The following is a 24,981-nucleotide window of genomic DNA, read 5'->3' on the forward strand; positions in this document are numbered from 1 at the left end:
ACGTAAGAAAAGAGTTTTTCCTGCTACATTCTTGTAGCATTGGTTTGTCCCTAAAAAGTGACAGAGTCTCCTTCCTGGAGGCTAAGGCAAGCCCTTTTGCCCTCTGTCTGAATAATGCTTTATCGAGATTAAATTCATTGTGCAATGGTAAAATAAGAATTTTAAAACTTAATTTATTCTAAAATACGCTTAAGAAATTAAATTAGGTAAAGGAAAAGAGGTGGAATATTTAATACGACTGAGAACTAGGGTTGAGCTTATTTCTCGTACACTTGGTAATTCAGAAATAGTGTCATTTAAAAACATTGATAAGGAAGGTAGATCTTCACTTATGACTCGTAACCAGTAATCAGCTTCGCCACTTACTGAATAGCATTCTAATACTTTAGGCATATCTGCTATTGCTGTTTTAAAAGAAATATCAGAGCCGTTTTTTGTTTTATCTAGCATTATATTGATAAAGGCGGTTACCTGATAACCTAATTCACTGGCGTTTAATTGAGTGCAATATGCTTCAATTAAGTTGTTTTGTTCAAGTCTTTGTAAGCGTCGTGAGCATTGGGAAGGAGATAGGTTTACTTGTTCTGAAAGTGCAACATTACTTAGCCTCGCATTAGATTGGAGTGCTTTAAGTAGTCGCCAATCATAACTATCTAATTCTATATTGTTCATTCAATATTCCTTTCCAGCATCTAAATTGTGCTGTTATGTTTTTATACTTTTCATTAGAACATTTAGAATAATGGGTTTTGTAAAGGAAACAAGTTAAAAAGCATTAGAATTGCTAATTTTTAGACATTTTTTTGCATAATTCAAATCTAAATCGATGGATATTTATAATGAGGAATAGACTTTGAAAGAAATGCCACTGTTAATGATTGCAGTGGCATTATATCTACGAAGTGAGTTGAATTATTTTGGAAGATTTTCAGTCATCCAATTGATGGCTTCAGAGTAGGGTTCTGGAAGGTTTAGTTCTTTTAAAGCGCTCTGAAGTAAATTTTTATCATTTGAACAAAAATTCAAATGGCCTACTTTTCTTCCAGGTCGAACCTCTTTTCCATACCAATGAAGCTCTAGGCCTTTAATTTTAAGCCATTCATGGTCTAAATCTACACCTATGAGGTTTACCATCATACTTTGGTTTTTTATTTCTGAAGGAGCTAGTGGGAGGTTTGTAACGGCGCGTACATGGTTTTCAAATTGAGATACACTTGAACCAGCTTGGGTCCAGTGTCCGCTGTTATGGACTCGTGGTGCAAGCTCATTGATAAGTAGGTTGTCTCCCACACGAAAGCATTCCATTGCCATCACGCCGACATAATCTAAAGTATCCATTAGTTTGCTTAGCATTTTTTCCGCTTTAGTTTGCAGAGGTTTAAGTCGTTCTAATGGAGATATGGATGCGTATAAGATGCCATTGATATGTAAGTTGAGGGTAAGAGGGTAAAAATATTTTTCTCCATTTCTACCGCGTACACCTACTAACGATACTTCTTCATCAAAATTGATGGCCTGCTCTGCGATTGCTTGTCCTTTCCAATCGTCTGGTATTTCTGTTAACTCTGATTCTTTGAGCCAATATTGACCTTTGCCATCATAACCACCTCGACGGCGCTTCATTAGAACTCGGTCACCTAACATTTGATAGGCGTATTTTGCAGTAGAGTCAGTTTCTACAGGAAACCAAGGTGCAGTAGCTAGATTAAGGCGGTCTAGCCATTGCTTTTGTGTTAATCGATCAGCAAGTTGTGGAAATGTCGCTAAATTAACAAAATTATTATGTGTAGCAAGTTGTTTTGTTGCAGCTGTATCTGGCCATTCTTCCCTTTCTGCAGTCACTATATCTTCTGCATTTAAAGGCAATACATCTGTGGACTCGATATCGATAGGGCGTACATCAACACCAATTGGAGTTCCTGCCTGTTTAAGCATTGCACCTAATTGGCCTGCTCCTAATACCCATAGAATTGACATAAATTAAGCCTCTCTTGGGTCTGGATGTGCTAAAACAGTGTCTGTCTGATTAGTTCGAAACACTTTAATTTTTTCAGCTAGCTCAGGATTACTTGTGGCTAAAATTTGACAAGCTAGTAAGCCAGCATTGAATGCGCCTGCGTGACCAATTGCTAAAGTCCCAACAGCTACACCTTTTGGCATTTGTGCTATTGATAATAAGCTGTCCATTCCGTTAAGAGCTTTACTTTGTACAGGAACACCAAGAACCGGAAGGTGTGTATGAGCAGCGACCATACCAGGTAAATGAGCAGCACCGCCAGCACCACCAATAATGACTTTGAATCCTTTATCAGCAGCACTTTCAGAAAATTCGGCTAATTTAACGGGTGTTCTATGAGCCGAAACCACTTCTACGTGGTAGCTTACACCAAGGATATCCATGATTTCTGCGGCGCTTTCCATAGTACCCCAATCACTTTTTGATCCCATTATTAGGGCGACATCTGCTTGCAAAACATTTCTCCTGATGGATTTCCAACGTAGTGTTGAGAGAGGTGGTACGTTGAATAGGTAAATAAAATATCTATTATTAATGGGCATAACACATTCATATTAGATAATAATGGGCGCTAATATAGCCGATTTTGAATAAAACAGCGAGTATTGAGATGGTTTAGGTATGTTTGATTTTCGTATGTTGAAAAGAAAAGAGCGACTTTATAGTCGCTCTTTTAGATAACTTTCATAATCTGGAATTTGTCGTTCAAACTCACTTTCAAATAAAGGGGATGAAACAAGAAAATTTGCAGATGACACACTACAAGCAATAGGGATATTCCAAACCGCAGCAACACGAAGCAAAGCTTTTATATCTGGATCATGTGGCATAGGCTCAAAGGGGTCCCAGAAAAAAATAAGAACATCAATTTTGCCTTCTGCAATCAAACCTCCTAATTGTTGGTCTCCACCAAGAGGGCCACTAATCAGTGATTTAACTGGAACTTTTAATTGCTTTTGCATTAAGTTCCCAGTTGTACCAGTTGCTAAAAGATTATGTTTGATAAGTTTATCTTTATGCTTTTCTGCCCAATCTATGAGTGCTGGCTTCATATTGTCATGGGCCACCAGAGCGACGTTTTTACACTCTGGTGTTGTGATGGTTTTTTGTTGCAACTGCACAATATAACCCTTCAGTGTTAGTTATTCTTTAACATCACCGACTTTGACTACTTTCATCATATTTGTTGTGCCGTAGCTAACAAGGTGATCGCCTTTTGTTACAATAACGAGGTCGCCGTCTTTGATCAAGTTAAGAGATTTAACATGGTCAACTAAGCCTGTAACGATAGTATCTACGTTAAACTTCTGTGAAGAAAAAGATACAGGTGTAACGCCGCGATAAAGGTTTACTTTATTTAGTGTTGCTTGATTCGGAGAAAGTGCATAAATTGGCAAACCTGAGCTAATACGAGACATTAAAAGTGGTGTCGTACCTGACTCAGTTAAGCTGATAATCGCTTTTACACCTTCTAAATGGTTAGCTGCATACATCGCTGACATCGCGATTGTTTCATCGATATCGGTAAATGTTACATCGAGACGGTGGCTAGAGCGGTTGATTGCAGGTTGCTTTTCAGCGCCTAAACAAACGCGATTCATCGTATGGATAACTTCTTCAGGGTATTTGCCAGCAGCAGTTTCAGCAGATAACATAACGGCATCAGTGCCATCTAAGACAGCATTGGCAACATCGAATACTTCAGCGCGAGTTGGCATTGCGCTAGTGATCATTGTTTCCATCATTTGTGTTGCTGTAATAACAGGGCGGTTCAATTGACGACAACGCTTGATCATGTGTTTCTGAACACCAATAAGCTCAGCATCGCCAATCTCTACACCTAGGTCGCCACGGGCAACCATTACCGCGTCAGATGCTAGGATGATAGCGTCTAACGTCTCATTGTCAGCGACAGCTTCTGCACGCTCTACTTTGGAAACGATTCCGGCCTTCAAACCAGCCGCTTCTGCTAGAGCACGAGCTTCATGAAGATCTGCGGCACTACGTGGGAATGAAACAGCAAGGTAGTCTGCTTTTAATGCTGCTGCAGTTTTTATGTCTTCTTTGTCTTTATCTGTCAATGCCGCAGCGGATAGACCACCACCTTGACGGTTGATGCCTTTGTTATTGGATAGAGGTCCGCCAACAATAACTTTAGTGATGACTTCCATGCCTTTAACCTCAAGCACTTCTAATACTACTCGGCCATCATCTAATAATAAAATGTTACCAGGTTCTGAATCTTCTGCTAATTGAGGGTAATCAATACCAACACGATTTTCATCGCCAGCATTTTTGTCAAAAGCAACGTCTAGAATAAAAGTAGCGCCGTCTTTAAGTTCAACTTTGGTGTTAGTAAAGCGCGCGATACGTATTTTGGGCCCTTGTAGGTCACCAAGAATAGCAATATGACGGTTGTTCTTTTTCGCCATAGCGCGAACAACTTCTGCACGATTTATATGATCTTCCGGTTGTCCATGAGAAAAATTAAGACGGAAAACGTTAGCACCAGCCAAAATGAGTTTTTCGATCATTTCTGGAGAGCTTGAAGCAGGGCCTAAAGTGGCAACAATTTTAGTTCTACGAGTCATTTTATTTACCAAAAATTAGAAAGCTTGAAGTGAAGTATATGAAAAGATAAAGGCTGCGTCAGCAGCCTTTATGTATATTGATTATTTTGCGTTCATCAATGCAATAGTATTGTCGAGCATACGGTTAGAGAATCCCCACTCGTTGTCATACCATGCCATGATTTTCACTAACTTACCTTGAACACGCGTTTGCGTTGCATCGAAGTTTGAAGTGAAAGTGCTGTGATTGAAATCAGAAGACACAAGGGGCTCATGGTTTACATGCAATACTTCTGCAAGCACTGGATCTGCTTTAATCGCATCTTCAATGATTTTATTAACTTCTTCAGCGGTCGTCTCACGAGGTGCTAAGAAGGTTAAATCAACCAAAGAAACATTAATTGTTGGTACACGCACTGACATACCATCAAATTTGCCTAAAAGTTCAGGAACGACTAAGCCTACCGCTGCAGCTGCACCAGTTTTACTTGGAATCATGTTCATTGCTGCAGCGCGGGCACGGTATAGATCTTCGTGATAAACATCAGAAAGGCGCTGATCGTTTGTGTAAGCATGAATCGTTGTCATCAGACCGCTTTCGATGCCCAATTTGTCGCTTAATGGTTTCGCGACAGGCGCTAGACAGTTTGTTGTGCACGATGCGTTAGATATAACCGTCATGTCAGATGTTAATACGTCTTGGTTAACGCCATATACAACCGTTGCATCTACTTCTTTACCAGGAGCAGAGATAATCACTTTTTTAGCACCAGCTGTAATGTGAGCGCTGGCTTTTTCTTTCGTCGTGAAAAAGCCAGTGCATTCATAAACAACATCAATACCAAGTTCAGCCCAAGGAAGGTCTGCAGGGTTACGTTCAGAGAAAGTCAGAACTTTATCTTTATTAATGTACAAAGCTTCATCATCAAATGTGACTTCTTCACCAAAACGACCATGAACTGTGTCGTATTTTGTTAAATGAGCATTGGTTTTAGAATCACCAAGATCATTAATGGCTACTATTTGGATTTGATCACGCTTACCAGACTCATATAGAGCTCGAAGAGTGTTACGTCCAATTCGTCCATACCCGTTAATAGCTACCTTGATAGTCATACTCACCTCTAAATTTCTGAAAAATATTCACTTGCACTGTTTCAGTGCAAATAAAATAAAGAAAAACATTTTTATAATTAAAAAATACTACAATTAGGTAAAAATACTACAAAAGTGTTTTTTTAAGCAAGGATTAGTGTGAAATTCACTAAGAAATGCTCATTTTTTGATCATAATCAAACACTTTTACTATACTAATATTATGAATGTTACAAAACACGCTCTATTCTAACGAATAAAAGAAAATTCTCTAGTGAGTTGAGATGGATTTCGTCTTTTTTGTAAAAAAATTACAAAATATATTGGTTTTTCATCAATTTTTTAAGTTTTTAAGGTTAATTTTAGTTTAAATGTAGTAATATTACATAAAATTCAGATCATCTTAGATGTTAGAAGCAACTGTATTAAAACCGGAGTCATTTATGAACCCTATTGTTGCCAAAGTGACGAACGATATCATTGAGCGTAGTAAAACCTTACGTCAGCAGTATCTTAAAGATATGAAAAAAGCGCAGGAACAAGGACCACATCGAGGCAAGTTGTCATGTGGTAATTTAGCCCATGGCTTTGCTGCATGCGCACCTCAAGAGAAGCAAAAGCTCACGCTAATGGAAGAGGCAAATGTCGGTATCATTTCTTCTTATAATGATATGTTGTCTGCTCACCAGCCTTATGAGAGTTATCCTGATCAGATCCGTTCAGCGGTTCAAGAGATGGGCTCTGTTGCACAATTTGCGGGCGGTGTTCCTGCTATGTGTGATGGTGTCACTCAGGGGCAAGATGGTATGGAGTTGAGCTTATTTAGTCGTGACAATATTGCTCAAGGCGCAGCGATCGCTCTTTCGCACAATATGTTTGATTCCGCTATCTACCTAGGTATTTGTGACAAAATTGTACCGGGTTTATTGATTGCTGCGTTACGTTTTGGTCATCTGCCTGCTTTATTTATTCCCGCAGGGCCTATGCGCTCAGGCATTACAAATTCAGCAAAAGCGGCTGTTCGTCAGCGATATGCTCAAGGCCAAGCCACTCGAGAAGAATTGCTTGTAGCGGAATCCTCTTCTTATCATAGCGCGGGAACCTGTACTTTTTACGGTACAGCGAATTCAAACCAGTTGCTTGTTGAGATTATGGGGCTGCAATTACCAGGCTCATCTTTTGTTAACCCTGATGACCCATTGCGTGGCGCACTAACAAGCCATGCCTCTCAGCTGGCGACTAAAATTACGGCTCTAGGGCGTGATTATCGACCTTTGTCTGAAGTCATTGACGAACGCAGTATTGTTAACTCTATTGTTGGTTTATTGGCAACTGGTGGTTCAACAAATCACACCATGCACATTGTTGCTTATGCTCGCGCAGCTGGCATTGTTATTACGTGGGATGATTTTTCGGCTTTGTCAAAAGTTGTGCCGTTAATGACACGTATTTATCCTAATGGGCAAGCTGATATTAATCACTTCCACGCAGCAGGCGGAATGGCGTTCTTAGTGAAACAGCTACTAAAAGGCGGATTGCTTCATGAAGATGTGAACACTATCGTTGGTAAAGGGTTGTCTCATTACACAAAAGAGCCTTTCTTAGAAGGTGACAAACTAGTTTGGCGTGATGGTCCGAATGAAAGTTTAGATCTAGATGTTATTCGACCAATTGAAGACCCTTTCAATAAAGAAGGTGGATTATCTTTGCTTAAAGGTAACCTTGGTCGTGCTGTCATTAAGGTTTCTGCAGTGAAAGATGATAGCCGTATTATTGAAGCGCCAGCTGTTGTTTTTCATTGTCAAAATGCTCTTGCTGATGCCATTGCCAGTGGCGAACTTAAACGAGATTGTGTTGCAGTGGTTCGCTTCCAAGGGCCGAAGGCAATTGGTATGCCTGAATTACACAAGCTGACGCCATACCTTGGTAATCTACAGGACCAAGGTTATAAAGTTGCATTAGTGACTGACGGTCGTATGTCTGGGGCATCGGGTAAGGTACCAGCCGCCATTCATTTAACGCCAGAAGCGCTGGCTGGCGGCTTGATTGCTAAGATCAAAGACGGTGACATGGTTCGCCTTGATGCAATCGAAGGAACATTGTCAGTTATGGTTTCTGATGAAGAGCTTAATAATCGAGAAGCGGCTAAACAAGATTTAACCGATTCTCATCAAGGTATGGGGCGAGAGTTATTTAGTGCGCAACGTATTTTAGTGAATGGTGCCGAGCAAGGCGCTTGTAGCTTGTTTAATGATTAATCTTTCCTCTGACTACTAACGTTTGTTAGTAAATGGTGTTTAGGGGCTTGTTTCAAGCCCCATTTTTTTGCCTAAAATTTGGCAGTGAATGTTTTTAGGTATTTTATTTTTCTGAATGTTTATATTTTTTTAGATACAAAAAAAAGCCCGAACTTATAAATAGATTCGGGCTTTTTCACGAATGAATAGATAGAGCTTAATTCATTCTGTTAGTGCTTATTCCATTGTATCTAGAGCTTTTTCATATTCATCAAAAGACTCAGTTACTGAATCTTCTGGAGCGCCAGTCGCTAAACTTACGACAATGATAGCAATAGTAGAGAAAAGGAAGCCTGGAAGTATTTCATACAGATCGAAGAGACCGCCTGACAACTGTTTCCAAACGACCACAGTTACGCCACCAATGATAATACCGGCTAATGCACCGTTACGGTTCATGTTACGCCAGAATAAACTCAATAGAATTGCTGGGCCAAATGCCGCACCAAACCCCGCCCATGCGTAAGATACAAGACCTAGTACTGAGCTTTCAGGGTTTAGGGCAAGTAGCAAAGCAATCACAGAGATAGCAACCACTGCAAAACGACCAATGTTTACGATTTGTTTTTGAGTCGCATTTTTATTGAATAGTTGTTTGTAAAAGTCTTCAGCTAGCGCGGAAGAAGAAACAAGCAATTGTGAGTCTGCAGTACTCATGATCGCCGCTAGAATAGCCGCTAACAAAATACCAGCTACAACAGGATGGAATATAGCGTTAACAAGTACCATGAAAATGGTCTCACTATCAGCCAACTTGCCCGCTAAGTTTCCATCAACATAAGCGATGCCTACGAAGCCGATCAACAAAGCGCCTGCCATAGATAATAGCGTCCAAATAACCGCAATACGACGAGCTGTTGTGATGTCTTTGTTTGAACGTGATGCTTTAAATCGAGCTAGGATATGTGGTTGACCAAAGTAGCCTAAGCCCCATGCTACAAGAGAGATAATCGCGATAGCGCCAAGAGGCTCACCACTGACACTTGTCCAAGCATTAAGTAATTCAGGATTTTTAGTCATTAATGTGCTAGAAAGTTGTGAGAAACTACCGTCTAGAGCAATGATTGGAACGATAACCAAAGCCGCACTCATCATTAGACCTTGAACTAGATCAGTCCAAGCAACAGCAAGGAAGCCACCGAATATAGTATAAGAAACGACACAGACTGTACCCAGAATAACGGCATAGGTGTAATCAAGACCAAACACCGTTTCAAACAATTTACCGCCAGCTACTAAACCTGAACTTGTGTAAAACAAGAAGAAAAGTAAGACGAATAAAGCTGAAATAGTTTGTATTAACTTAGATTTGTCATTAAATCGTTTAGATAAAAAATCAGGAAGTGTAAGAGCGTTATCTGTTGTTATGCTGTAAGTCCGTAGACGTTTTGCACAGATCAGCCAGTTTAGCCATGTACCAACAAGAAGGCCACCGGCAATCCAGATAGACTCCATGCCTGCTGCGAAAGCGTACCCTGGTAGACCAAGTAGTAACCAACCACTCATATCTGATGCGCCAGCGGATAAGGCTGTAGGCCAAGGGCCCAAAGATCGACCGCCTAGGAAGTAGTCTTCTGAGCTTGAAGTTCGTTTATAAGCGTATAGTCCAATGCCTAGCATAACGACTAGGTAAGCTAGGAATGTAAAGCTAATTGCATAACTGCTTTCTATCATTGTTTGTCCCTCATTGAAATGTTTTGGATGGCGAAGCCTTTAGTAAACCTAAAGTTACTTCTTGAATGTAGATAACGCTTAATGAAATAGTTATCTACAATGCATCCGAGAATTATTTTTGTTGTGAGTAGTTGTTGAATTTATCGGTGAAAATAATCACATTACCGTCAAGATAATGAAATATTTTTGGCCTATCTCAAGACCTGTGACGATTCTAGGTTGCTCAGGTTGGATAATCTTTCAAAATTCTCTTACAAAGTTGTAAAAAGATACGATACGGTGTCTTTAGTCAAAAATGTAAGAGGAAATGTTTTTGAGAGCTTCAGTCCCAAAACAAGAAAGGCACATAAAATGTGCCTTTCTATCATCGAGATATTACTTTTCGATTTTAGGTAGACGAGTGTCTTGCACGCTTTGTTTGAGCTTTTTAAGGTGGGCGTTGAACTCAGGGCCTCGTTTTAATAGAACGCCTGTTGCTAGTGCATCAATTAAAGTCAAATAGACGATACGAGAACTCATTGGGGTATAGATGTCTGTATCTTCAGTCTCTTCAATTGGCAATACAATTGAGCAATGCTCTGTCAGTGGAGAGCCAGGGTTAGTTATGCCTATAACAGAAGCGCCAGCTTCGCGAGCGACTCGTGCCGTTTCGATTAATGGCAATGTACGACCTGTATAGGAGATAACGACAACCGCATCACCAGGGTGAGTCCCTGCTGCCGCCATACGTTGTACTAGAATGTCTATATAAGCGACGACAGGCATATTCAGACGAAAAAACTTATGGTGTGCGTCTTGAGCAACTGGACCTGAAGCACCCAAACCATAAAATTCAATTCGGCGAGCTTGTGCCAAAACATCAACAGCACGACTGATAAGGTGTTCTGGAAGAATCTCTTGAGCGCGAGTTAAATTATTTTTTGCTGCTTCAAATATTTTGGTTGTCACCGCACCTGGTGCATCATCTGGCTCTACGTTTAAATTTACGTAAGGTGTGCCTGTTGCTAAGCTTTGAGCAAGGGATACTTTAAAATCAGGAAAACCACTGCCAATAAGACTACGACAAAAACGGTTGACGGTTGGTTCGCTTACTTGAGCTCGTGCTGCAAGTTTGGCGATACTAGAATGTATGGTTGTTTTAGGATCCGCAAGAATGGCTTCAGCTACTTTTCGCTCAGATTTGCTTAAAGTGCTCAGTCGCTCTTGTATCTTACGAATAATATCTTCATGTTTATTCATTTATCTGCTTCAAGTTGTCTATTGACTCGGATTGTTGATTTGTTCATTCTGACAGCCGCTTACAATTCTGGCAATAAAATCATTAAAAATGACGGCATTATATAAGTATTTTTCAAAGATGGCAGGCATATTGCCAAGGTCTTCTAAGATTGAAACGACAGAGTTCAAAGACGGCTTTTCAAATAGAGTATATTTGATTCATTGGGATCAATTACCACAGCTCGTATTGCGAGTGCCAAACATTGATTGTTCTGCCTTCTTCATTAATCGTTCTGATGAAATCAACACACTAAAATTTGCGGCATCGGCAGGTTTGTCTCCAAAAGTTGTTTGGCATGATGAATTCGGTGGTGTTGCTTGTAATTTTGTAAGTCAGCATTCTTTGGATTGGTCTGTAGTTCATCAAGATAAAGATATTGTTCGTATCGCTCAAACACTTACTAAGGCTCATAGCTTGCCAATCAGTGAGCATGAGTATTTGGTTTTTGATGTTATTGAGCATTACTTTAAAATGATCAAACAGCATGGTGTAAACGATATTTCAGTCTGCGCTGAATATGAGTACCTTTATGCAATCTTTGAACAGTTAGTTCGTCCTACAATGATTCTTCCCTCTGTGCTTTGCCATAATGATCTGAATCCTAAAAACTTTCTTATGGATGACGAAAAGCTTTGGCTAATTGACTGGGAGTATTCTGGCGCAGGTGATGCTTTGTTTGACCTTGCCGTTATTGCAAAATCTCATAATTTAGATGATAGACAAATTGCTTTGTTGGTTACTTCTTATCAACCGGATTTACCAATGAAAGAAGCGCTTGCAGCGATCTCTGACTATATTAAGGCGTATGGATTGAGAGAGATGGTTTGGTTGTTACTGAAGCATCTACTAACACCAGAAGACACAATATCACTTGAGTATTATTATGAATTCAAGACAACGCCAAGTTTGAATCCCTTTCCTCTAGTGTAAATAAATGAACCTGTTAAAGAGAATGAAGCAATGGAATTAGCATCAGATTGGAATGAATGGTTGGCTGATGAGTTTGATAAAGACTACATGAAAACTCTGGAGCAATTTTTACAATCCGAAAAACAAAAATGTACGATTTATCCTGAAGAGGCTGATTATTTTATGGCTTTAAACCAGACGCCTTTTAATAAGGTAAAAGTCGTGATTCTTGGACAAGATCCTTATCACGGTCAAGGCCAAGCCCACGGCTTGTCTTTTTCCGTTAAGCCTGGCGTTAAAGTGCCGCCATCTTTAATTAACATTTACAAAGAGCTGGAAACGGATTTAGGCATTTCTCCTGTTAATCACGGTTATCTACTGCAGTGGGCAGAGCAGGGCGTTTTATTGCTGAACAGTGTTTTAACGGTTGAAGCTGGAAAAGCAGGCTCCCATCAGAATAAAGGCTGGGAGATTTTTACGGATAGGATTATTAAGCTTATTGATGAAGAGCATAATGGTGTTGTTTTCATGTTATGGGGGGCTTATGCTCAGAAAAAAGGACGACATATAGATCGCCAAAAACATTATGTATTAGAAAGTGTTCATCCTTCTCCTTTGTCCGCGTATCGTGGTTTTTTAGGTTGCCAACATTTCTCGAAAGCAAATGCCTATTTGGAGAAACTTGGCAAAGAATCAATAGAATGGAAGTTAAGCCCTATTGAGCACTGTACTGAATTAAAAGAAAACGAGCAGATAATGCTTCCGCTTTGAAAAAAATGGCGTCTATTAACTGAATAGGACGCCATTTTTGTATAGGGGTATTTTACTTTGTGGCTTCTAATGAATACGGCAGCGGGAGCATTGAAATATCTTTGCCATCTAGCAAGAAGTGTTCTGTCTCATTTGGATCAATATTTAAAATGATCTGTGCTAATTGTCCACCTTGGATATTTTCAACAGAGAAGACATGGCCAATGTTTTTGCCTTGATCGTCCATAAGCTCTTTTGTCGTATCAAGGTTGCCCTCCCATTGAAACAAAGCCAACTGCTTTTTGGATTTCCCACGATATTGCATGCGGGCCACAATTTCTTGCCCAGTATAACAACCCTTAGTAAAGCTAATGCCGCCTGTACGTTGCATGTTTAGCCATTGAGGTAAAACAGTTTCGCTTTGAGCTTGAGTAATAATAGGGCGAACAGCTAAAGCTGACAGTGCGATTAGCTCTTTGTTTTCTTCTTTAATTGAAGTATTTTCGAGATCGGTAATAAGCCATTGTGTATCAATTGGGTAATGGTTAAGTGTCATAGAAACGATGTTGTTTTTATGGGTAATGGGAAGTGTTTCTGATAACTTTTCTGGCACAACCTCCATGTTGTTGAGCGTCGCACGAGCATAAACATGGAAAGCATCGTTATCATTGATCAATTCTGTTTTAAAAAATACAGCGTACTTTTTTAAATGCAGTAATGTCGTTTCAACCAAGTCCCTGTCCATAAGTATAAGAATGTCGTCGTCTTTTTGGACAATATAAAAGCTCGTAATAATGCGACCTTTAATACTGCATATGGCACCATATAAACCGTCACTTGAAGACAGTTTATTTATGTCGCATGTTATTTGACCCTGTAAAAGTTTTTTTGCATCCACGCCGGTAATGCGCAAAACCCCAATGTCATGCAATCTTGCAATGGCGGTTTTGCCTTGTAATGACGAAGTTATTGTGTCGTAAGGTAAGGTCATAAAGTCATTTCCATAAAAAGTCGCAACTGTGCTGTCTGGGTAGTCTATCAGTAATGACTGTTTTTGTTTTTTCAATCTTTCATTACGGAATGATTTGGCTCATATTTTTGGCATTTCAGCAATACAAAGGAAAATCGGGAAAAAACGATGTGAATCTTTTGTATCGTTTTTACTATGGCATATAAGCTGTTAATTTAAGTGTAGAATGGTGCATTGGATTGTAAAAATAATAACGAATTTTAATGAGACGAGTGAGAGCATGTATTTAGGTCTTGATTTAGGAACTTCTGGGTTAAAGGGCGTCATCATTGACGATAAAGGCAACGTACTCGCGCAAGAATCTGTTTCTTTGAGCGTGAGTAGTCCCTGCGCGACTTGGTCAGAACAAGACCCTTTATCTTGGTGGCAAGCTTGCATCGATGTTATCCAGCAGCTACATCAACGTTTGGATTTAAGCAAATTAAAAGCGATAGGGCTATCGGGACAAATGCACGGAGCGACTTTATTAGATGCTCAAGGTGACGTACTCCGCCCTTGTATCTTATGGAATGATGGACGTAGCCAAATGCAGTGTCAGGATTTAATGAACACCTTTCCTGAGCTTATCGAACGATCCGGAAACCTTGTTATGCCTGGTTTTACGGCGCCTAAAATTCGTTGGGTAAAAGAAAATGAACCTGAAGTTTTTGAAAAGTTAGCGTTTGTATTGTTGCCTAAAGATTATTTAGCCTATCGTCTAACAGGTTTTATGTCATCTGACTGTTCTGATGCAGCAGGAACATTATGGTTGAATCCAGAAACTCGCCAATGGGATGATGTTTTATTGGCCGCGACAGGCTTAACGCAAGCGAACATGCCTAAAGTGCATGAAGGCTGTGATCTTGTTGGCGTTCTTTCCGAAGAGTCTGCGCAAGCACTTAACCTTCCTGAATTACCTGTTGTGGCTGGTGGTGGCGATAATGCAGCAGGAGCCGTCGGTATGGGTGTAACGAATGCCGGACAAGGTTTTGTGTCATTAGGAACTTCGGGCGTTTATTTCACCGTAAGCGAATCTCATAAAGCCAACCCTGAAAACACCGTGCATGCATTTTGCCATGCGTTACCAAATCGTTGGCATCAAATGGGCGTTACTTTGAGCGGGGCAAACAGTCTTGCTTGGTTTGCAAAGTTAGTTGATAAAACCGTACCTGAATTGTTAGATGCATTGGAAGAGTCTGAGCTTCAGCGTACCAGTGTTTTATTCTTGCCTTACCTTAACGGAGAACGCACACCACATAACGACCCTTTGGCGAATGGGCAATTTGTTGGTTTAACAAATGCCACTGACCTTAATGGCATGACACTGTCTGTGTTGGAAGGTGTTGCTTTTTCTCTGTTAGATTGTCAAAACGCATTAGCAAACGCTGGAAGTATTGTGGATGAGCTGTCTTTAATCGGTGGTGGTGCACGCTCAGCTATGTGGCGAAAAATTATCGCCAATGTGTTGGATAAGCGCCTTATTTATCGAGATGGTGGCGATGTTGGGCCCGGTTTAGGTGCTGCACGTCTGGCTTTGTTAGGTGAGCAGCAAAGCCAAGGGAAAGACATTGAGGAGCTAATAGCAGAGTATTGCACTATGCCGGATATTTTAGCTTCCCATGAGCCAGATGAAGAAATGAAAGTTTACTATCAGAGAAAGTATGAACTTTACCAGTCTCTTTACCACGTCACAAAACCTTTAAACGAGGCGTTATCTAATTTGTCTTAATGATGTTTTGAATTTTCTTGAATGCAAAAAAATGCCGCTATCAACATAATGATAGCGGCATTTTTTATCTAACTTAGTTATTACATTCAACGGTTTATACTTTAGGATTCAATAGTTTAAACGTTTATTTAGTGATTCATTGGTATAGAGCCTTCTATACGAATGTTACTTTGGATTCGAAAGTCTCTTGGCGTGACGCCTTTTAACTCATGAAACCGACGATTGAAATTGGCCACATTATTAAAACCAACTTGAAAGCAAATGGTTGCGATTTGCTGGTCAGTTTCTGTTAGTAAGCTACAGGCACGACTGATTCGAACACGATTAACAAATTCAATAAAACGATTGCCTGTGGCTTTTTTAAAAAATCGTGAAAAATGGCTATCAGACATACCAATTAAACCAGCAACGCTAGAAAGCGTAATATCATGATTGTAGTTTTGAGTGACATGATCAACTACTGTATTTATTTTTCGCTGTAAGGTTTCGTTGGATTTTAGATCAATCTGAACCGTTGAGAGTAAGCGATAATCAGGTGTTTTAGCTAATTTTTGTAGTAGTGGTAAGGCGATAATTAATCTTGATAAGCCACTCGAATCACGAACACGTTGAAATGTTTCTTTTAAATATTCATGGTCTAAGTCAAAAAATTCAATACCTGATTTTGCCCTAGCCAGCATGGGAATAACTTCGGCTAACTCCGGTATGATTTTCATTCCATTGGAAAAAGATTCATGATCAAAGCGAATGACCATATCTCTTACTTCTACGCTTTGTTTATCATTTTGACAGATCCAATTATGAGGAAGTCTGGGGCCAGTTAAGATAAGTTGTCCGGGGGAATAGTTACCAATATAGTCTCCGACAAAGACTTTACCGGATGTTTCGACCATAAAGTGCAGTTCATAGTCGTCATGTGCATGCCAGCGAATCAGATCACTTGGGTGGCCATGCTCAAGGTATCTAATGGTTTCGTTGTCTTGAACAATTTCATATTCAGGCGTGATGCGTTTGGCAGTAGTCGACATAATATTCTCGCTCAAGCAGGTAAAAACATTTTTACGCCATTGCTCTGTTCTGCTTTTTATTATTTATAAAAACACACCCAAGAAAGCAAAAAATATTCGCTTACTTCCTTGAGTTTGATGACTTCTATCTAACCATATTTAGTCATGTTTGTCTGGATTGCTTGTGTGAGTTGTGCCACAAAATCTGGAAATTCGATTGGTACAGTACCCCATAAAAAACGATCTGTAGCAAAAGCCTGTATCCCTGTGCTGTCATTACTAAAAGCAGATAGGGATGCTTTGTTTGGTTCATGGTAAGGCGTATCTATTTTCCCTTGGTTCGACAACTGCATGAAGGTAAACCAACTAGCGATACCTTGAATCGTTTTACTTGGTGTGCCGCCTTTCTTATAAACGCCTTCTAGCGTTGGAAAAACGAAAATTGGAAACTTCGCGTAACCGTCGGTGCAGATACGCTCCACAGTATCGCCAATGTTAGCGTTACTAAAGCGCTGCATAATAATATTGAAGTATGCAGGTAAATCGACCACAGAGTCGCCAATCGCAGGGATGGAGTCTTGTAAAATAAAGTCCGCAAAATATTGCTTCAGTTCATCATCACGCATTGCTTCATCAAAATAAGTCAGGCCTTTTAGGGCGGCTTGATAAGTAACGCAAGTATGACCTGCATTCAAAATACGAATTTTAGCTTCTTCAAAAGGCACAACATCTTTAACGAACTGGGCACCAACTAGGTCAAGAGAAGGCTTTTTGCCAGCGAAATTGTCTTCAATAACCCACTGGATAAAGTCTTCGCCCATGACCGTCATTTGGTCATCAATACCAAATCGAGATTGAACATCATCAACATGCTGTTGACTTGGCTTTGGCGTAATGCGGTCTACCATAGAACAAGGAAAAGAGACGTTTTGTTTAATCCAGTTAGCCAGTTCAGCGTCTTCTTTAGCTTCTAAAAACTGCATTAATCCAGCTTGGAGAAGTTCGCCGTTATGGCGCAAATTGTCACAGCATAAAAGCGTAATCTTCGCTTTTGATGTTTCACTGCGCTTTTTCAGGCCTGCGTACAAGAAAGCATAAAGCGTATTTCGAGCACCTTCTATGTCTGCTTTAATAGCAGGGTGATCGAGCATTAATTTGCGGTTTTCATCAAGATAATAACCACCTTCAGTAACCGTTGATGTTACTAACTGGATATTGGCATCAGCAAGTGCTGAGTCAACATCGTCAGGTGCTTGTGCGCCATCGATTTGTTTAACAATAGAACGAATGTGTTCGTAATTCGTTACACCATCCGCTGCCATAGTTTTTAAAATGTATTCACCATCTTGTTCGATAAAACGGGAAAATGCTTGGCTGTCTTGTGGGCGAATGTTGACACCAATGATTCCCCAATTTTGCTCATTTTCATTCGCTAATAGTTGATCAAAATATACCGCTTGATGAGCGCGGTGGAATGCACCGACGCCTAAATGTACCACTCCAGCTTGGATCGCTTCTTTTTCATAATTTTGAGCTGAAAGCTGATCCATATTCTTGGAAGTTTGGAGATAGTTTGACATTTTATGCTTCCTCAGGAATGACAGAAATTACACGATCATTTTCGTTAAACAGAATAATTTCCTGCACATCTATGTTAATACTGACGTCTTGTCCGTCTTTTAATTCACTGCGAGCAGGCGCTTTGACTATGATTGTTTGATCATTGCCAAGCTGAATGTGCGCGTAAGCTTCAGAACCTAAGTGTTCAACCAGTTCAATACGGCCTTGAATGTCACCATCTTGTTCAACCAGAGTCATGTGTTCAGGGCGAATGCCAACGATAGTTGAAGCTGATAATGATTCTTTAAGGCGATTAGCAGGAAAATCAATCTGATTGCCCAGTAAATCAATGGCTAGATTGTTGTCTTGAAGTGCTGCTTTGTTTGCTGGTATTAGATTCATTTTCGGTGTGCCAATGAATTCGGCAACAAAGCGGCTGTTTGGTTGTCGGTACAGTTCAAGTGGCGTACCAACTTGTTCTATTTGCCCAGCGTTTAAGATAACCACTCGGTCCGCTAACGTCATTGCTTCAATTTGGTCATGAGTTACATAAATCATGGTTGTACCAAGCTTTTTATGTAGGCGAGCAAGTTCCAAGCGCATCTGAACACGAAGTGCCGCATCAAGGTTAGACAGTGGCTCATCGAACAAGAAAACTTTAGGTTGGCGAACAATCGCACGACCAATAGCAACACGCTGACGCTGGCCACCAGAAAGTTCTTTCGGCTTACGGTCTAGTAATGGATCAAGCTGTAATGATGCGGAAACTGAACGTACTTTTTCTTTGATTTCAGCGTCAGGCACTTTTGCAAGGCGAAGTGCAAACGATAAATTGTCTGCAACCGTCATATGTGGATAAAGCGCGTAAGACTGGAATACCATGGCTAAATCACGTTTTGAAGAAGCCAATTCTGTGATATCGCGGCCGTCTAGTTCAATCGTGCCGCCAGTGCTGGATTCAAGGCCCGCAATAGTACGTAATAGCGTGGATTTACCACAACCAGAAGGGCCGACGAAAACAAGGAATTCGCCTTCAGTGATAGAGAGATTAATACCGCGAAGCGCGTGATAGTTGTCGTAGTGTTTCTGTAGCTCTGTAATCGTTAAGTATGACATGTGAAAGCTTCCTAATAATTATTTTACGGCGCCGAATGTAAGGCCTTGGACTAATTGTTTTTGACAGAACCAACCAAATATGACGATTGGTGCACAGGCTAATGTTGATGCAGCAGATAATTTTGCCCAAAACAAACCTTCAGGGCTTGAATAGGAAGCAATCATCGCTGTTAGCGGTGCAGCATCGGATGGCGTTAAGTTAAGGGACCAGAATGCTTCGTTCCAACATAGAACGATAGACAGCAAGGCGGTAGATGAAATCGCACCAAGGGATAAAGGCAGTACCACTTTCACAATTTCGTCCCACGGTGTTGCGCCATCCATTCGAGCGGCTTCTAAGATTTCTTTTGGTAAATCCTTGAAGTAAGAAAACAGCATCCACACGATAATAGGAAGGTTCATTAACGTGAATATAATGACCAAGGCCGCACGTGTATCTAGTAGTCCGTAATCACGGCTTAATAGATAAATCGGCATCAATACACCAACAGCAGGAAGCATCTTGGTGGAAAGCATCCAAAGCAAAATATCTTTTGTGCGTTTGCCAGGAAAGAAAGCCATTGAGTAAGCCGCTGGAATCGCAATGATCAAAGCTAGAATTGTCGAACCAAATGACGTAATTACAGAGTTAAGAGCATGCTTGACATAATCGCTGCGTTCTTGAACTTCTACATAGTTTTCTAACGTTGGCTCAAAAAATAATGCTGGAGGAACAGAGATAGCCTGTAACTCTGTTTTAAATGAGGTAATAAACATCCAAAAAATTGGAAAAAATAGTACCAAGGCAACAGACCATGCAAATAGGCCTGTTAAGAAAGTTTTGAATTTGCGTTGTTGATTAAGAGTCATCGTATTTACCTCACACCGTTAGGTTTTTGCCAACGGCACGAATTAAGAAAAAGGCGACGATATTCGCAAGTACTACAGCAAGTAAACCACCAGCGGAAGCCGTACCAACATCAAATTGAAGAAGGGCTTGGTTATAAATTAAGTAAGTTAAATTTGTGCTGTCGTAACCTGGACCACCATTCGTAGAAACAAGAATCTCGGCAAAAACAGCCAATAGAAAAATTGTTTCGATCATTACCACAACCGCGATAGGGCGTGCTAAATGAGGAATCGTTAGATAGCGGAAAATATGCAGGCCTGTCGCGCCATCCATTTGGGCCGCTTCTTTCTGTTCTGTGTCTTGTGACTGTAACGCGGTTACAAATACCAGGATGGCAAAAGGAAGCCACTGCCAACTGACCATCATAATGATAGACATCAATGGGTGATTGGATAGCCAGTCAATAGGCTCAAGCCCAAATGAGGTTGATATCCATGCAAAAATCCCATAAACAGGATTCATCATCATATTCTTCCATATTAAGGCGTTAACTGTTGGCATGATGAAAAAAGGCGAGATTAATAAAACACGCACAATGCCTTGGCCATAGAAAGGCTTGTCAATTAATGCGGATAACATGACACCAAATACCACGGTGATAAACAACACTGACAGTAGCAGGATTAATGTATTCGCAACCGCTGGCATGAAGGCTGGGTCTGTGATGAAAAATTCAAAATTCTCCCAACCAACAAAGCCATTCTGATCAGGATTGTACAAACTGAATTCGATTGTAGAAAAATAAATGGTCATGGACAAAGGAATGATCATCCAAGCTAAAAGCAGGATGACAGACGGCGCCATTAATAAGCGAGTGATTGAACGCTTCATGTTATATATCTCTTATTATAAGCAGAAAATCTCGCCCTGAAAGCGGACGATTTAAGGTAGAAATAGGGCTAAATAGCCCTATTTCTTAGTCGGTCTAGATTAATAGTATTTTGCACGACGCATTTGGCGATCTGCTGAAACGTTCGCAGATTTTAATGCTTGATCAACTGACATAGAGCCAGACAGCGCGCCTGAAATCATTTGACCTGCTGTTGTACCAATGGCTTGGAACTCAGGAATAGCCGCAAACTGAACACCAACATAAGGCGATGGTTTCAGTGTGCTGTCGGTTGGATCAGCGGAGTTAATTGCTTTCAGCTCAGCTTCAGCAAAAACAGCGGCTTTCTGGAATTTAGCGTTTTCATAAGTACTTGTACGGGTACCAGTTGGCACTGCTGCCCAGCCATTCGTTTCACCGACTAGCTCAATGTACTCTTTAGATGTAGCCCAACGAACGAAAGTTTGTGCGGCTTCTGCTTTCTTAGTCGCTGCCGGAATAGCTAGAGACCAAGACCATAACCAGTTAGCGCCTTTCTCTGTTGCGCTGATTGGAGACTGTGCGAAACCAACTTGGTCGGCTACTTTACTTTGAGCAGGGTCTGTTACGAAAGAAGCGGCAATCGTCGCATCAATCCACATGCCACAACGTCCTTCATTGAATAGCGCTAAGCTTTCATTGAAACTGTTGCTGCTTGAACCTGGAGGGCCATATTTAGTCACTAGGTCAACATAGAAATTAACCGCTTGCTTCCATTCTTTTGATTCAAGTTGAGGTTTCCAATCTTCATCGAACCAGCGAGCACCAAATGAGTTTGCAATGGTTGTGACAAGCGCCATATTATCGCCCCAGCCTGCTTTACCGCGTAGACAAATACCGTAAACGCCTTCATCTGGATTATGTACTGCTGCAGCGACATCGCGAATGTGTTCCCAGCTATCGCGGTCGCTAACTGTCATGCCTGCATCTTTCACTAAGTCTTTACGGTACATCACCATAGAGCTTTCACCATAGAAAGGCGCTGCATATAGCGTTCCTTCATGAGATAAACCTTGGCGAATAGAAGGAAGGATATCGTCAACGTCATAGCTTCCGCTAACATCAACGGGTGTTAACCAACCACGGTCACCCCAAATAGGTGCTTCGTACATACCGATAGTCATGACGTCATAAAGCCCACTTTTATTGGCAATATCTTGTGTGACATTTTGACGTAAGATATTTTCTTCCAAAGTTACCCATTTCACTTTGATGTCAGGGTGAGCTTTTTCGAATGCTGGTGTGAGTTTTTGCATTTCGATCATGTGGCCGTTGTTTACAGTAGCCACAGTGATTTGAGTTTCTGCGAGAGCGCTGGCAGCTGACATTGCGGCACTGAGAGATACTGCGCAAGCAAGCGTTGTTTTGGTAAGGTTTTTCATAGGTTTTCCCCAGTTTGGAGTTTATTTGTTTTTATATAATCAGACCTAATGCTTGATAATAGATAACCAAGTGGACATTAATATAGGTCATCTTGTAATTGACCCGTTAATACATAAATAGCCAATATTTGTACTATTTTGTTTCATTTTAGAGTTAATGCTAAAAATAGAGTCAAAATAATACTTTTTAATCCCTATTCTAATCATCTTATCTCTTTGTATAGTAAGGGTTTGTCTGATAGAGAACAGTTAACTATCGTAAGTGTTTTGGTTTTTTTGTTAATAAATTAGATATAATAAAAACATTCTATCTAATGGGTGATTTCATGAGTGAAACAGCAGAATCATTAAGTTTTAAACGTTTAAAGTGGCATTGTCGTCGAGGTATGTTGGAGTTGGATCTTCTTTTAGAGCCGTTTCTAGATGAGGTTTTTTTAACCTTGGACGAAGAGGATAAGGCTCGCTTTTATAAGCTCATTGAAAGTGAAGATCAGGATCTTTTTCTTTGGTTTATGCAAACAGAAGTGCCTCAAGATCCAGACCTTGCCCGCATTGTTGATATTATTGTGACTCGTGTACAGCCAGCAAACAGTCGAGCTTAAAGGCTCTTGGATCGGTGCACTTTTGTGGCTTGTTGTCACTGTATTGTCTGCCGGTTTACTTCAGCTTTATTGGATGCCTGTGATTTGGCGAGTATCCATCCTCTCTATGATGGGATTCACCGTCGCATTTTTGTTTTTTCGTGTTATTTATCAAGAAGTGAAGCAGCAAATTGGTATTGAAAATTCAGATGTTTTTTTATTTAAAAAAGAATGCCTTATACCGTTAGAGTTTGTTCGGGCAAACGGCATTCAACTGATTGCCAAAATGCATCGAGAGAATAAAATATTAGATGTGGTATGGCCTGCGTATAAAGTGATTTATCGAGACAGTGTTAGTCGTGATGATTATCAGAGGCTACGCTCTTTTGCGGCGCAACAGATTTTGTTGCGCCGCAGTGAAGAGGCAAAGAAACGCTATAGCTGATTACAGAGGTCGAATCATCATTCCGTTCGTTCTGGCGCTAATATAGTGGGTGTGCTATCGGCTTGTTTTTCAGGATAATCTAATGTGAAGTGCAGTCCGCGACTTTCTTTTCTGGACATGGCTGAGCGTATAATTAAATCGGCCACCATAGCAAGATTGCGCAATTCGAGTAAATCATTCGATACTTTGTAGTTGGTGTAGAATTCTTGAATTTCGGAAAGCAGTAAGTCTACTCGGTGTTTTGCTCGTAGAAGTCGTTTGTCTGTTCGGACAATCCCGACATAATCCCACATGAAGCGTCTTAGTTCTTGCCAGTTATGTGTAATAACAACGTCTTCATCTGAGTTCGTTACCTTACTTTCATCCCAATCAGGAATTTCAATTTGGCTTGTGTCTTGGTGTTTTTCTAGTATGTCTTTGGCCGCTGATCGAGCAAATACAATGCACTCTAATAAGGAGTTACTCGCTAAGCGGTTTGCACCATGCAATCCTGTGTAAGCGGTTTCACCAATGGCATAAAGGTTTTCAATATCGGTCGCACTGTGTTGGTTTACCACAACGCCACCACATGTGTAATGCGCGGCAGGAACAACAGGAATTGGTCCTTTCGTCATGTCGTGACCATATTCTAAACAGCGCTTATAAATCGTTGGGAAGTGTTCTTTGATAAAATCTTCGTCTTTATGAGAAATATCTAGAAGTACATAATGTATGCCCAAACGCTTCATTTCATGGTCAATGGCTCTGGCGACAATATCACGAGGCGCTAATTCAGCGCGATGATCAAATTTCGACATGAATTGAGAGCCATCAGGCAGTAATAGTTTGCCGCCTTCTCCGCGAACGGCTTCCGAGATTAAGAAGGTTTTGGCTTTTGCGTCGTACAGGCAAGTTGGATGGAACTGATTAAATTCCATGTTGGCAACTCGGCAACCCGCTCGCCAAGCCATGGCAATGCCGTCACCTGATGCTGTGTCAGGGTTGCTTGTATAAAGATAAACTTTGCTGCTGCCGCCACATGCTAAGGACACAAAGCCGCCATGAAATACTTCTATAACGTCATCGTCCAAGTTAAGTGCATACACACCAACCGCACGATTCGGGCCGTCAAGACCAAGCTTTTTCGTCGTCACAATGTCTATGGCAACACGATCTGGGTAAAATTCGATGTTAGGGTGATTTGTTGCATTTTTGATAAGCGTTTTTGAAATCGCTAATCCTGTCGCATCAGCACTGTGAATAATACGTCTGTGGCTGTGTCCGCCTTCTTTTGTCAGGTGGTATTCTTCGCTTTCCCCATATCGAGTAAAAGGAACGCCTTCAGAGATAAGCCAATCAATGCTTTCTTTAGAGTGCTCGACAGTAAAACGAATGGCTTCAGGGTCGCCAAGTTCTACACCGGCATCGATTGTGTCGTTAATATGAGAATCAATTGTGTCTTTATCAGACAGCACTGCCGCAACGCCGCCTTGAGCATATAAAGTGGAGCCTTCGCGTATGTCAGCTTTTGTTAATATAGCCACTCGATGGTGGTTTGCTAACTCAAGAGCCAGTGTTAACCCAGCTGCTCCGGCGCCAATAATGACGATGTCGTGTTGATAATGTCGACTCATTGTATTGATCTAATTAGTGACTGAAGAATGAATGTTACTATTGTTGTTGATAGATAGTGAATACTTTATGGCAACGTATTTTGAATATTCACCGTATTCTTCTTTAGAATAAGGCATAATTTCTCTAAATAGATGGTTTGGTAGCATGGCGTGGGAACTCGCCAAGTTGATTGTTGTCTTCTCTTGTAAGA

At 40.7% G+C, this 24,981-nt stretch carries 22 protein-coding genes; 6 read left to right on the forward strand and 16 right to left on the reverse strand.

Going from position 1 to position 24,981, the window contains the following annotated elements:
• Positions 1–189: 189 nt before the first annotated feature.
• From MUS1_RS08845 to gap, 6 genes are all read right to left on the reverse strand, one after another.
• Positions 190–672 carry an Lrp/AsnC family transcriptional regulator gene (locus tag MUS1_RS08845; RefSeq protein ID WP_036161488.1) on the reverse strand — a complete coding sequence of 161 codons (483 nt, stop codon included), beginning with the start codon at positions 670–672 and terminating at the stop codon, positions 190–192.
• 240 nt (positions 673–912) lie between these two features.
• Positions 913–1,977, reverse strand: a complete 1,065-nt coding sequence (gene purK, locus MUS1_RS08850; RefSeq protein WP_036161490.1) for a 5-(carboxyamino)imidazole ribonucleotide synthase — start codon at positions 1,975–1,977, stop codon at positions 913–915.
• A gap of 3 nt (positions 1,978–1,980) precedes the next feature.
• Positions 1,981–2,472 carry a 5-(carboxyamino)imidazole ribonucleotide mutase gene (gene purE / locus MUS1_RS08855; protein ID WP_036161494.1) on the reverse strand — a complete coding sequence of 164 codons (492 nt, stop codon included), beginning with the start codon at positions 2,470–2,472 and terminating at the stop codon, positions 1,981–1,983.
• Positions 2,473–2,676: 204 nt separating this feature from the next.
• The gene (locus tag MUS1_RS08860) at positions 2,677–3,138 is read right to left on the reverse strand and encodes a methylglyoxal synthase (protein WP_051436188.1); all 462 of its coding nucleotides are present in this window, start codon (positions 3,136–3,138) and stop codon (positions 2,677–2,679) included.
• Between the two features lie 21 nt (positions 3,139–3,159).
• Positions 3,160–4,608 (reverse strand): pyruvate kinase, encoded by a 1,449-nt coding sequence (pyk, locus tag MUS1_RS08865; protein WP_036161497.1) that lies wholly within the window; start codon positions 4,606–4,608, stop codon positions 3,160–3,162.
• Positions 4,609–4,689: 81 nt separating this feature from the next.
• The gene (gene gap, locus MUS1_RS08870) at positions 4,690–5,703 is read right to left on the reverse strand and encodes a type I glyceraldehyde-3-phosphate dehydrogenase (RefSeq protein ID WP_036161499.1); all 1,014 of its coding nucleotides are present in this window, start codon (positions 5,701–5,703) and stop codon (positions 4,690–4,692) included.
• Between the two features lie 422 nt (positions 5,704–6,125).
• On the opposite strand from gap, the gene edd reads away from it, so the two are divergent.
• Positions 6,126–7,940, forward strand: a complete 1,815-nt coding sequence (gene edd, locus MUS1_RS08875; RefSeq protein ID WP_036161957.1) for a phosphogluconate dehydratase — start codon at positions 6,126–6,128, stop codon at positions 7,938–7,940.
• A gap of 216 nt (positions 7,941–8,156) precedes the next feature.
• Here edd and putP read toward each other — a convergent pair whose 3' ends face one another.
• Positions 8,157–9,653 (reverse strand): sodium/proline symporter PutP, encoded by a 1,497-nt coding sequence (putP, locus tag MUS1_RS08880; protein WP_036161502.1) that lies wholly within the window; start codon positions 9,651–9,653, stop codon positions 8,157–8,159.
• Positions 9,654–10,028: 375 nt separating this feature from the next.
• Positions 10,029–10,892 (reverse strand): transcriptional regulator HexR, encoded by an 864-nt coding sequence (hexR, locus tag MUS1_RS08885; RefSeq protein ID WP_036161505.1) that lies wholly within the window; start codon positions 10,890–10,892, stop codon positions 10,029–10,031.
• Positions 10,893–11,010: 118 nt separating this feature from the next.
• On the opposite strand from hexR, the gene MUS1_RS08890 reads away from it, so the two are divergent.
• Together MUS1_RS08890 and ung are read left to right on the forward strand one after the other, a co-directional pair.
• Entirely contained in the window at positions 11,011–11,862 is an 852-nt protein-coding gene (locus MUS1_RS08890) for a choline kinase family protein (RefSeq protein WP_036161507.1), read from the forward strand.
• A gap of 30 nt (positions 11,863–11,892) precedes the next feature.
• Complete coding sequence (gene ung, locus MUS1_RS08895; RefSeq protein ID WP_036161511.1) at positions 11,893–12,612, forward strand: uracil-DNA glycosylase; 720 nt, start codon at positions 11,893–11,895, stop codon at positions 12,610–12,612.
• Between the two features lie 52 nt (positions 12,613–12,664).
• Here ung and ygfZ read toward each other — a convergent pair whose 3' ends face one another.
• Positions 12,665–13,657: a CAF17-like 4Fe-4S cluster assembly/insertion protein YgfZ gene (gene ygfZ / locus MUS1_RS08900; RefSeq protein ID WP_156924878.1), complete on the reverse strand. Its 993-nt coding sequence runs from the start codon at positions 13,655–13,657 to the stop codon at positions 12,665–12,667.
• 184 nt (positions 13,658–13,841) lie between these two features.
• Between ygfZ and xylB the strand changes: the two genes are divergently transcribed.
• On the forward strand, positions 13,842–15,329 hold the full coding sequence (gene xylB / locus MUS1_RS08905) for a xylulokinase (RefSeq protein WP_036161517.1): 1,488 nt from the start codon (positions 13,842–13,844) through the stop codon (positions 15,327–15,329).
• A gap of 128 nt (positions 15,330–15,457) precedes the next feature.
• Here xylB and MUS1_RS08910 read toward each other — a convergent pair whose 3' ends face one another.
• The 6 genes from MUS1_RS08910 to MUS1_RS08935 form a co-directional block, all read right to left on the reverse strand.
• Positions 15,458–16,357: an AraC family transcriptional regulator gene (locus MUS1_RS08910; protein ID WP_036161520.1), complete on the reverse strand. Its 900-nt coding sequence runs from the start codon at positions 16,355–16,357 to the stop codon at positions 15,458–15,460.
• 128 nt (positions 16,358–16,485) lie between these two features.
• Entirely contained in the window at positions 16,486–17,916 is a 1,431-nt protein-coding gene (locus MUS1_RS08915; RefSeq protein ID WP_036161523.1) for a mannitol dehydrogenase family protein, read from the reverse strand.
• Position 17,917: 1 nt separating this feature from the next.
• Positions 17,918–19,012, reverse strand: a complete 1,095-nt coding sequence (locus MUS1_RS08920) for an ABC transporter ATP-binding protein (RefSeq protein ID WP_036161525.1) — start codon at positions 19,010–19,012, stop codon at positions 17,918–17,920.
• Between the two features lie 18 nt (positions 19,013–19,030).
• Positions 19,031–19,861, reverse strand: a complete 831-nt coding sequence (locus tag MUS1_RS08925; protein WP_036161528.1) for a carbohydrate ABC transporter permease — start codon at positions 19,859–19,861, stop codon at positions 19,031–19,033.
• A 10-nt stretch (positions 19,862–19,871) separates the two neighbouring features.
• Positions 19,872–20,732, reverse strand: a complete 861-nt coding sequence (locus tag MUS1_RS08930; protein ID WP_036161529.1) for a carbohydrate ABC transporter permease — start codon at positions 20,730–20,732, stop codon at positions 19,872–19,874.
• A 99-nt stretch (positions 20,733–20,831) separates the two neighbouring features.
• On the reverse strand, positions 20,832–22,151 hold the full coding sequence (locus MUS1_RS08935) for an ABC transporter substrate-binding protein (protein ID WP_036161533.1): 1,320 nt from the start codon (positions 22,149–22,151) through the stop codon (positions 20,832–20,834).
• A 326-nt stretch (positions 22,152–22,477) separates the two neighbouring features.
• Between MUS1_RS08935 and MUS1_RS08940 the strand changes: the two genes are divergently transcribed.
• Both MUS1_RS08940 and MUS1_RS08945 read left to right on the forward strand, forming a co-directional pair.
• A complete protein-coding gene (locus tag MUS1_RS08940; protein WP_036161537.1) occupies positions 22,478–22,753 on the forward strand; it encodes an FAD assembly factor SdhE in 276 nt (91 codons plus the stop codon).
• Entirely contained in the window at positions 22,725–23,177 is a 453-nt protein-coding gene (locus tag MUS1_RS08945) for a hypothetical protein (protein WP_036161539.1), read from the forward strand. Before MUS1_RS08940 ends, MUS1_RS08945 begins: the two co-directional genes overlap by 29 nt.
• A 17-nt stretch (positions 23,178–23,194) precedes the next feature.
• On the opposite strand, the gene nadB is transcribed toward MUS1_RS08945, so the two are convergent.
• Entirely contained in the window at positions 23,195–24,790 is a 1,596-nt protein-coding gene (nadB, locus tag MUS1_RS08950) for an L-aspartate oxidase (RefSeq protein WP_036161541.1), read from the reverse strand.
• Positions 24,791–24,981: the final 191 nt, after the last annotated feature.

Origin of the sequence: Marinomonas ushuaiensis DSM 15871, from assembly GCF_000521805.1 — a bacterium.
Lineage (GTDB): Bacteria > Pseudomonadota > Gammaproteobacteria > Pseudomonadales > Marinomonadaceae > Marinomonas > Marinomonas ushuaiensis.

Coding starts and splice junctions, on each gene's coding strand:
- MUS1_RS08845 (WP_036161488.1), bottom strand. CDS start 672: ATGAACAATATAGAATTAGATAGTTATGATTGGCGACTACTTAAAGCA.
- purK (WP_036161490.1), bottom strand. CDS start 1,977: ATGTCAATTCTATGGGTATTAGGAGCAGGCCAATTAGGTGCAATGCTT.
- pyk (WP_036161497.1), bottom strand. CDS start 4,608: ATGACTCGTAGAACTAAAATTGTTGCCACTTTAGGCCCTGCTTCAAGC.
- gap (WP_036161499.1), bottom strand. CDS start 5,703: ATGACTATCAAGGTAGCTATTAACGGGTATGGACGAATTGGACGTAAC.
- edd (WP_036161957.1), top strand. CDS start 6,126: ATGAACCCTATTGTTGCCAAAGTGACGAACGATATCATTGAGCGTAGT.
- putP (WP_036161502.1), bottom strand. CDS start 9,653: ATGATAGAAAGCAGTTATGCAATTAGCTTTACATTCCTAGCTTACCTA.
- hexR (WP_036161505.1), bottom strand. CDS start 10,892: ATGAATAAACATGAAGATATTATTCGTAAGATACAAGAGCGACTGAGC.
- MUS1_RS08890 (WP_036161507.1), top strand. CDS start 11,011: ATGGCAGGCATATTGCCAAGGTCTTCTAAGATTGAAACGACAGAGTTC.
- ung (WP_036161511.1), top strand. CDS start 11,893: ATGGAATTAGCATCAGATTGGAATGAATGGTTGGCTGATGAGTTTGAT.
- xylB (WP_036161517.1), top strand. CDS start 13,842: ATGTATTTAGGTCTTGATTTAGGAACTTCTGGGTTAAAGGGCGTCATC.
- MUS1_RS08910 (WP_036161520.1), bottom strand. CDS start 16,357: ATGTCGACTACTGCCAAACGCATCACGCCTGAATATGAAATTGTTCAA.
- MUS1_RS08915 (WP_036161523.1), bottom strand. CDS start 17,916: ATGTCAAACTATCTCCAAACTTCCAAGAATATGGATCAGCTTTCAGCT.
- MUS1_RS08920 (WP_036161525.1), bottom strand. CDS start 19,012: ATGTCATACTTAACGATTACAGAGCTACAGAAACACTACGACAACTAT.
- MUS1_RS08925 (WP_036161528.1), bottom strand. CDS start 19,861: ATGACTCTTAATCAACAACGCAAATTCAAAACTTTCTTAACAGGCCTA.
- MUS1_RS08930 (WP_036161529.1), bottom strand. CDS start 20,732: ATGAAGCGTTCAATCACTCGCTTATTAATGGCGCCGTCTGTCATCCTG.
- MUS1_RS08935 (WP_036161533.1), bottom strand. CDS start 22,151: ATGAAAAACCTTACCAAAACAACGCTTGCTTGCGCAGTATCTCTCAGT.
- MUS1_RS08940 (WP_036161537.1), top strand. CDS start 22,478: ATGAGTGAAACAGCAGAATCATTAAGTTTTAAACGTTTAAAGTGGCAT.
- nadB (WP_036161541.1), bottom strand. CDS start 24,790: ATGAGTCGACATTATCAACACGACATCGTCATTATTGGCGCCGGAGCA.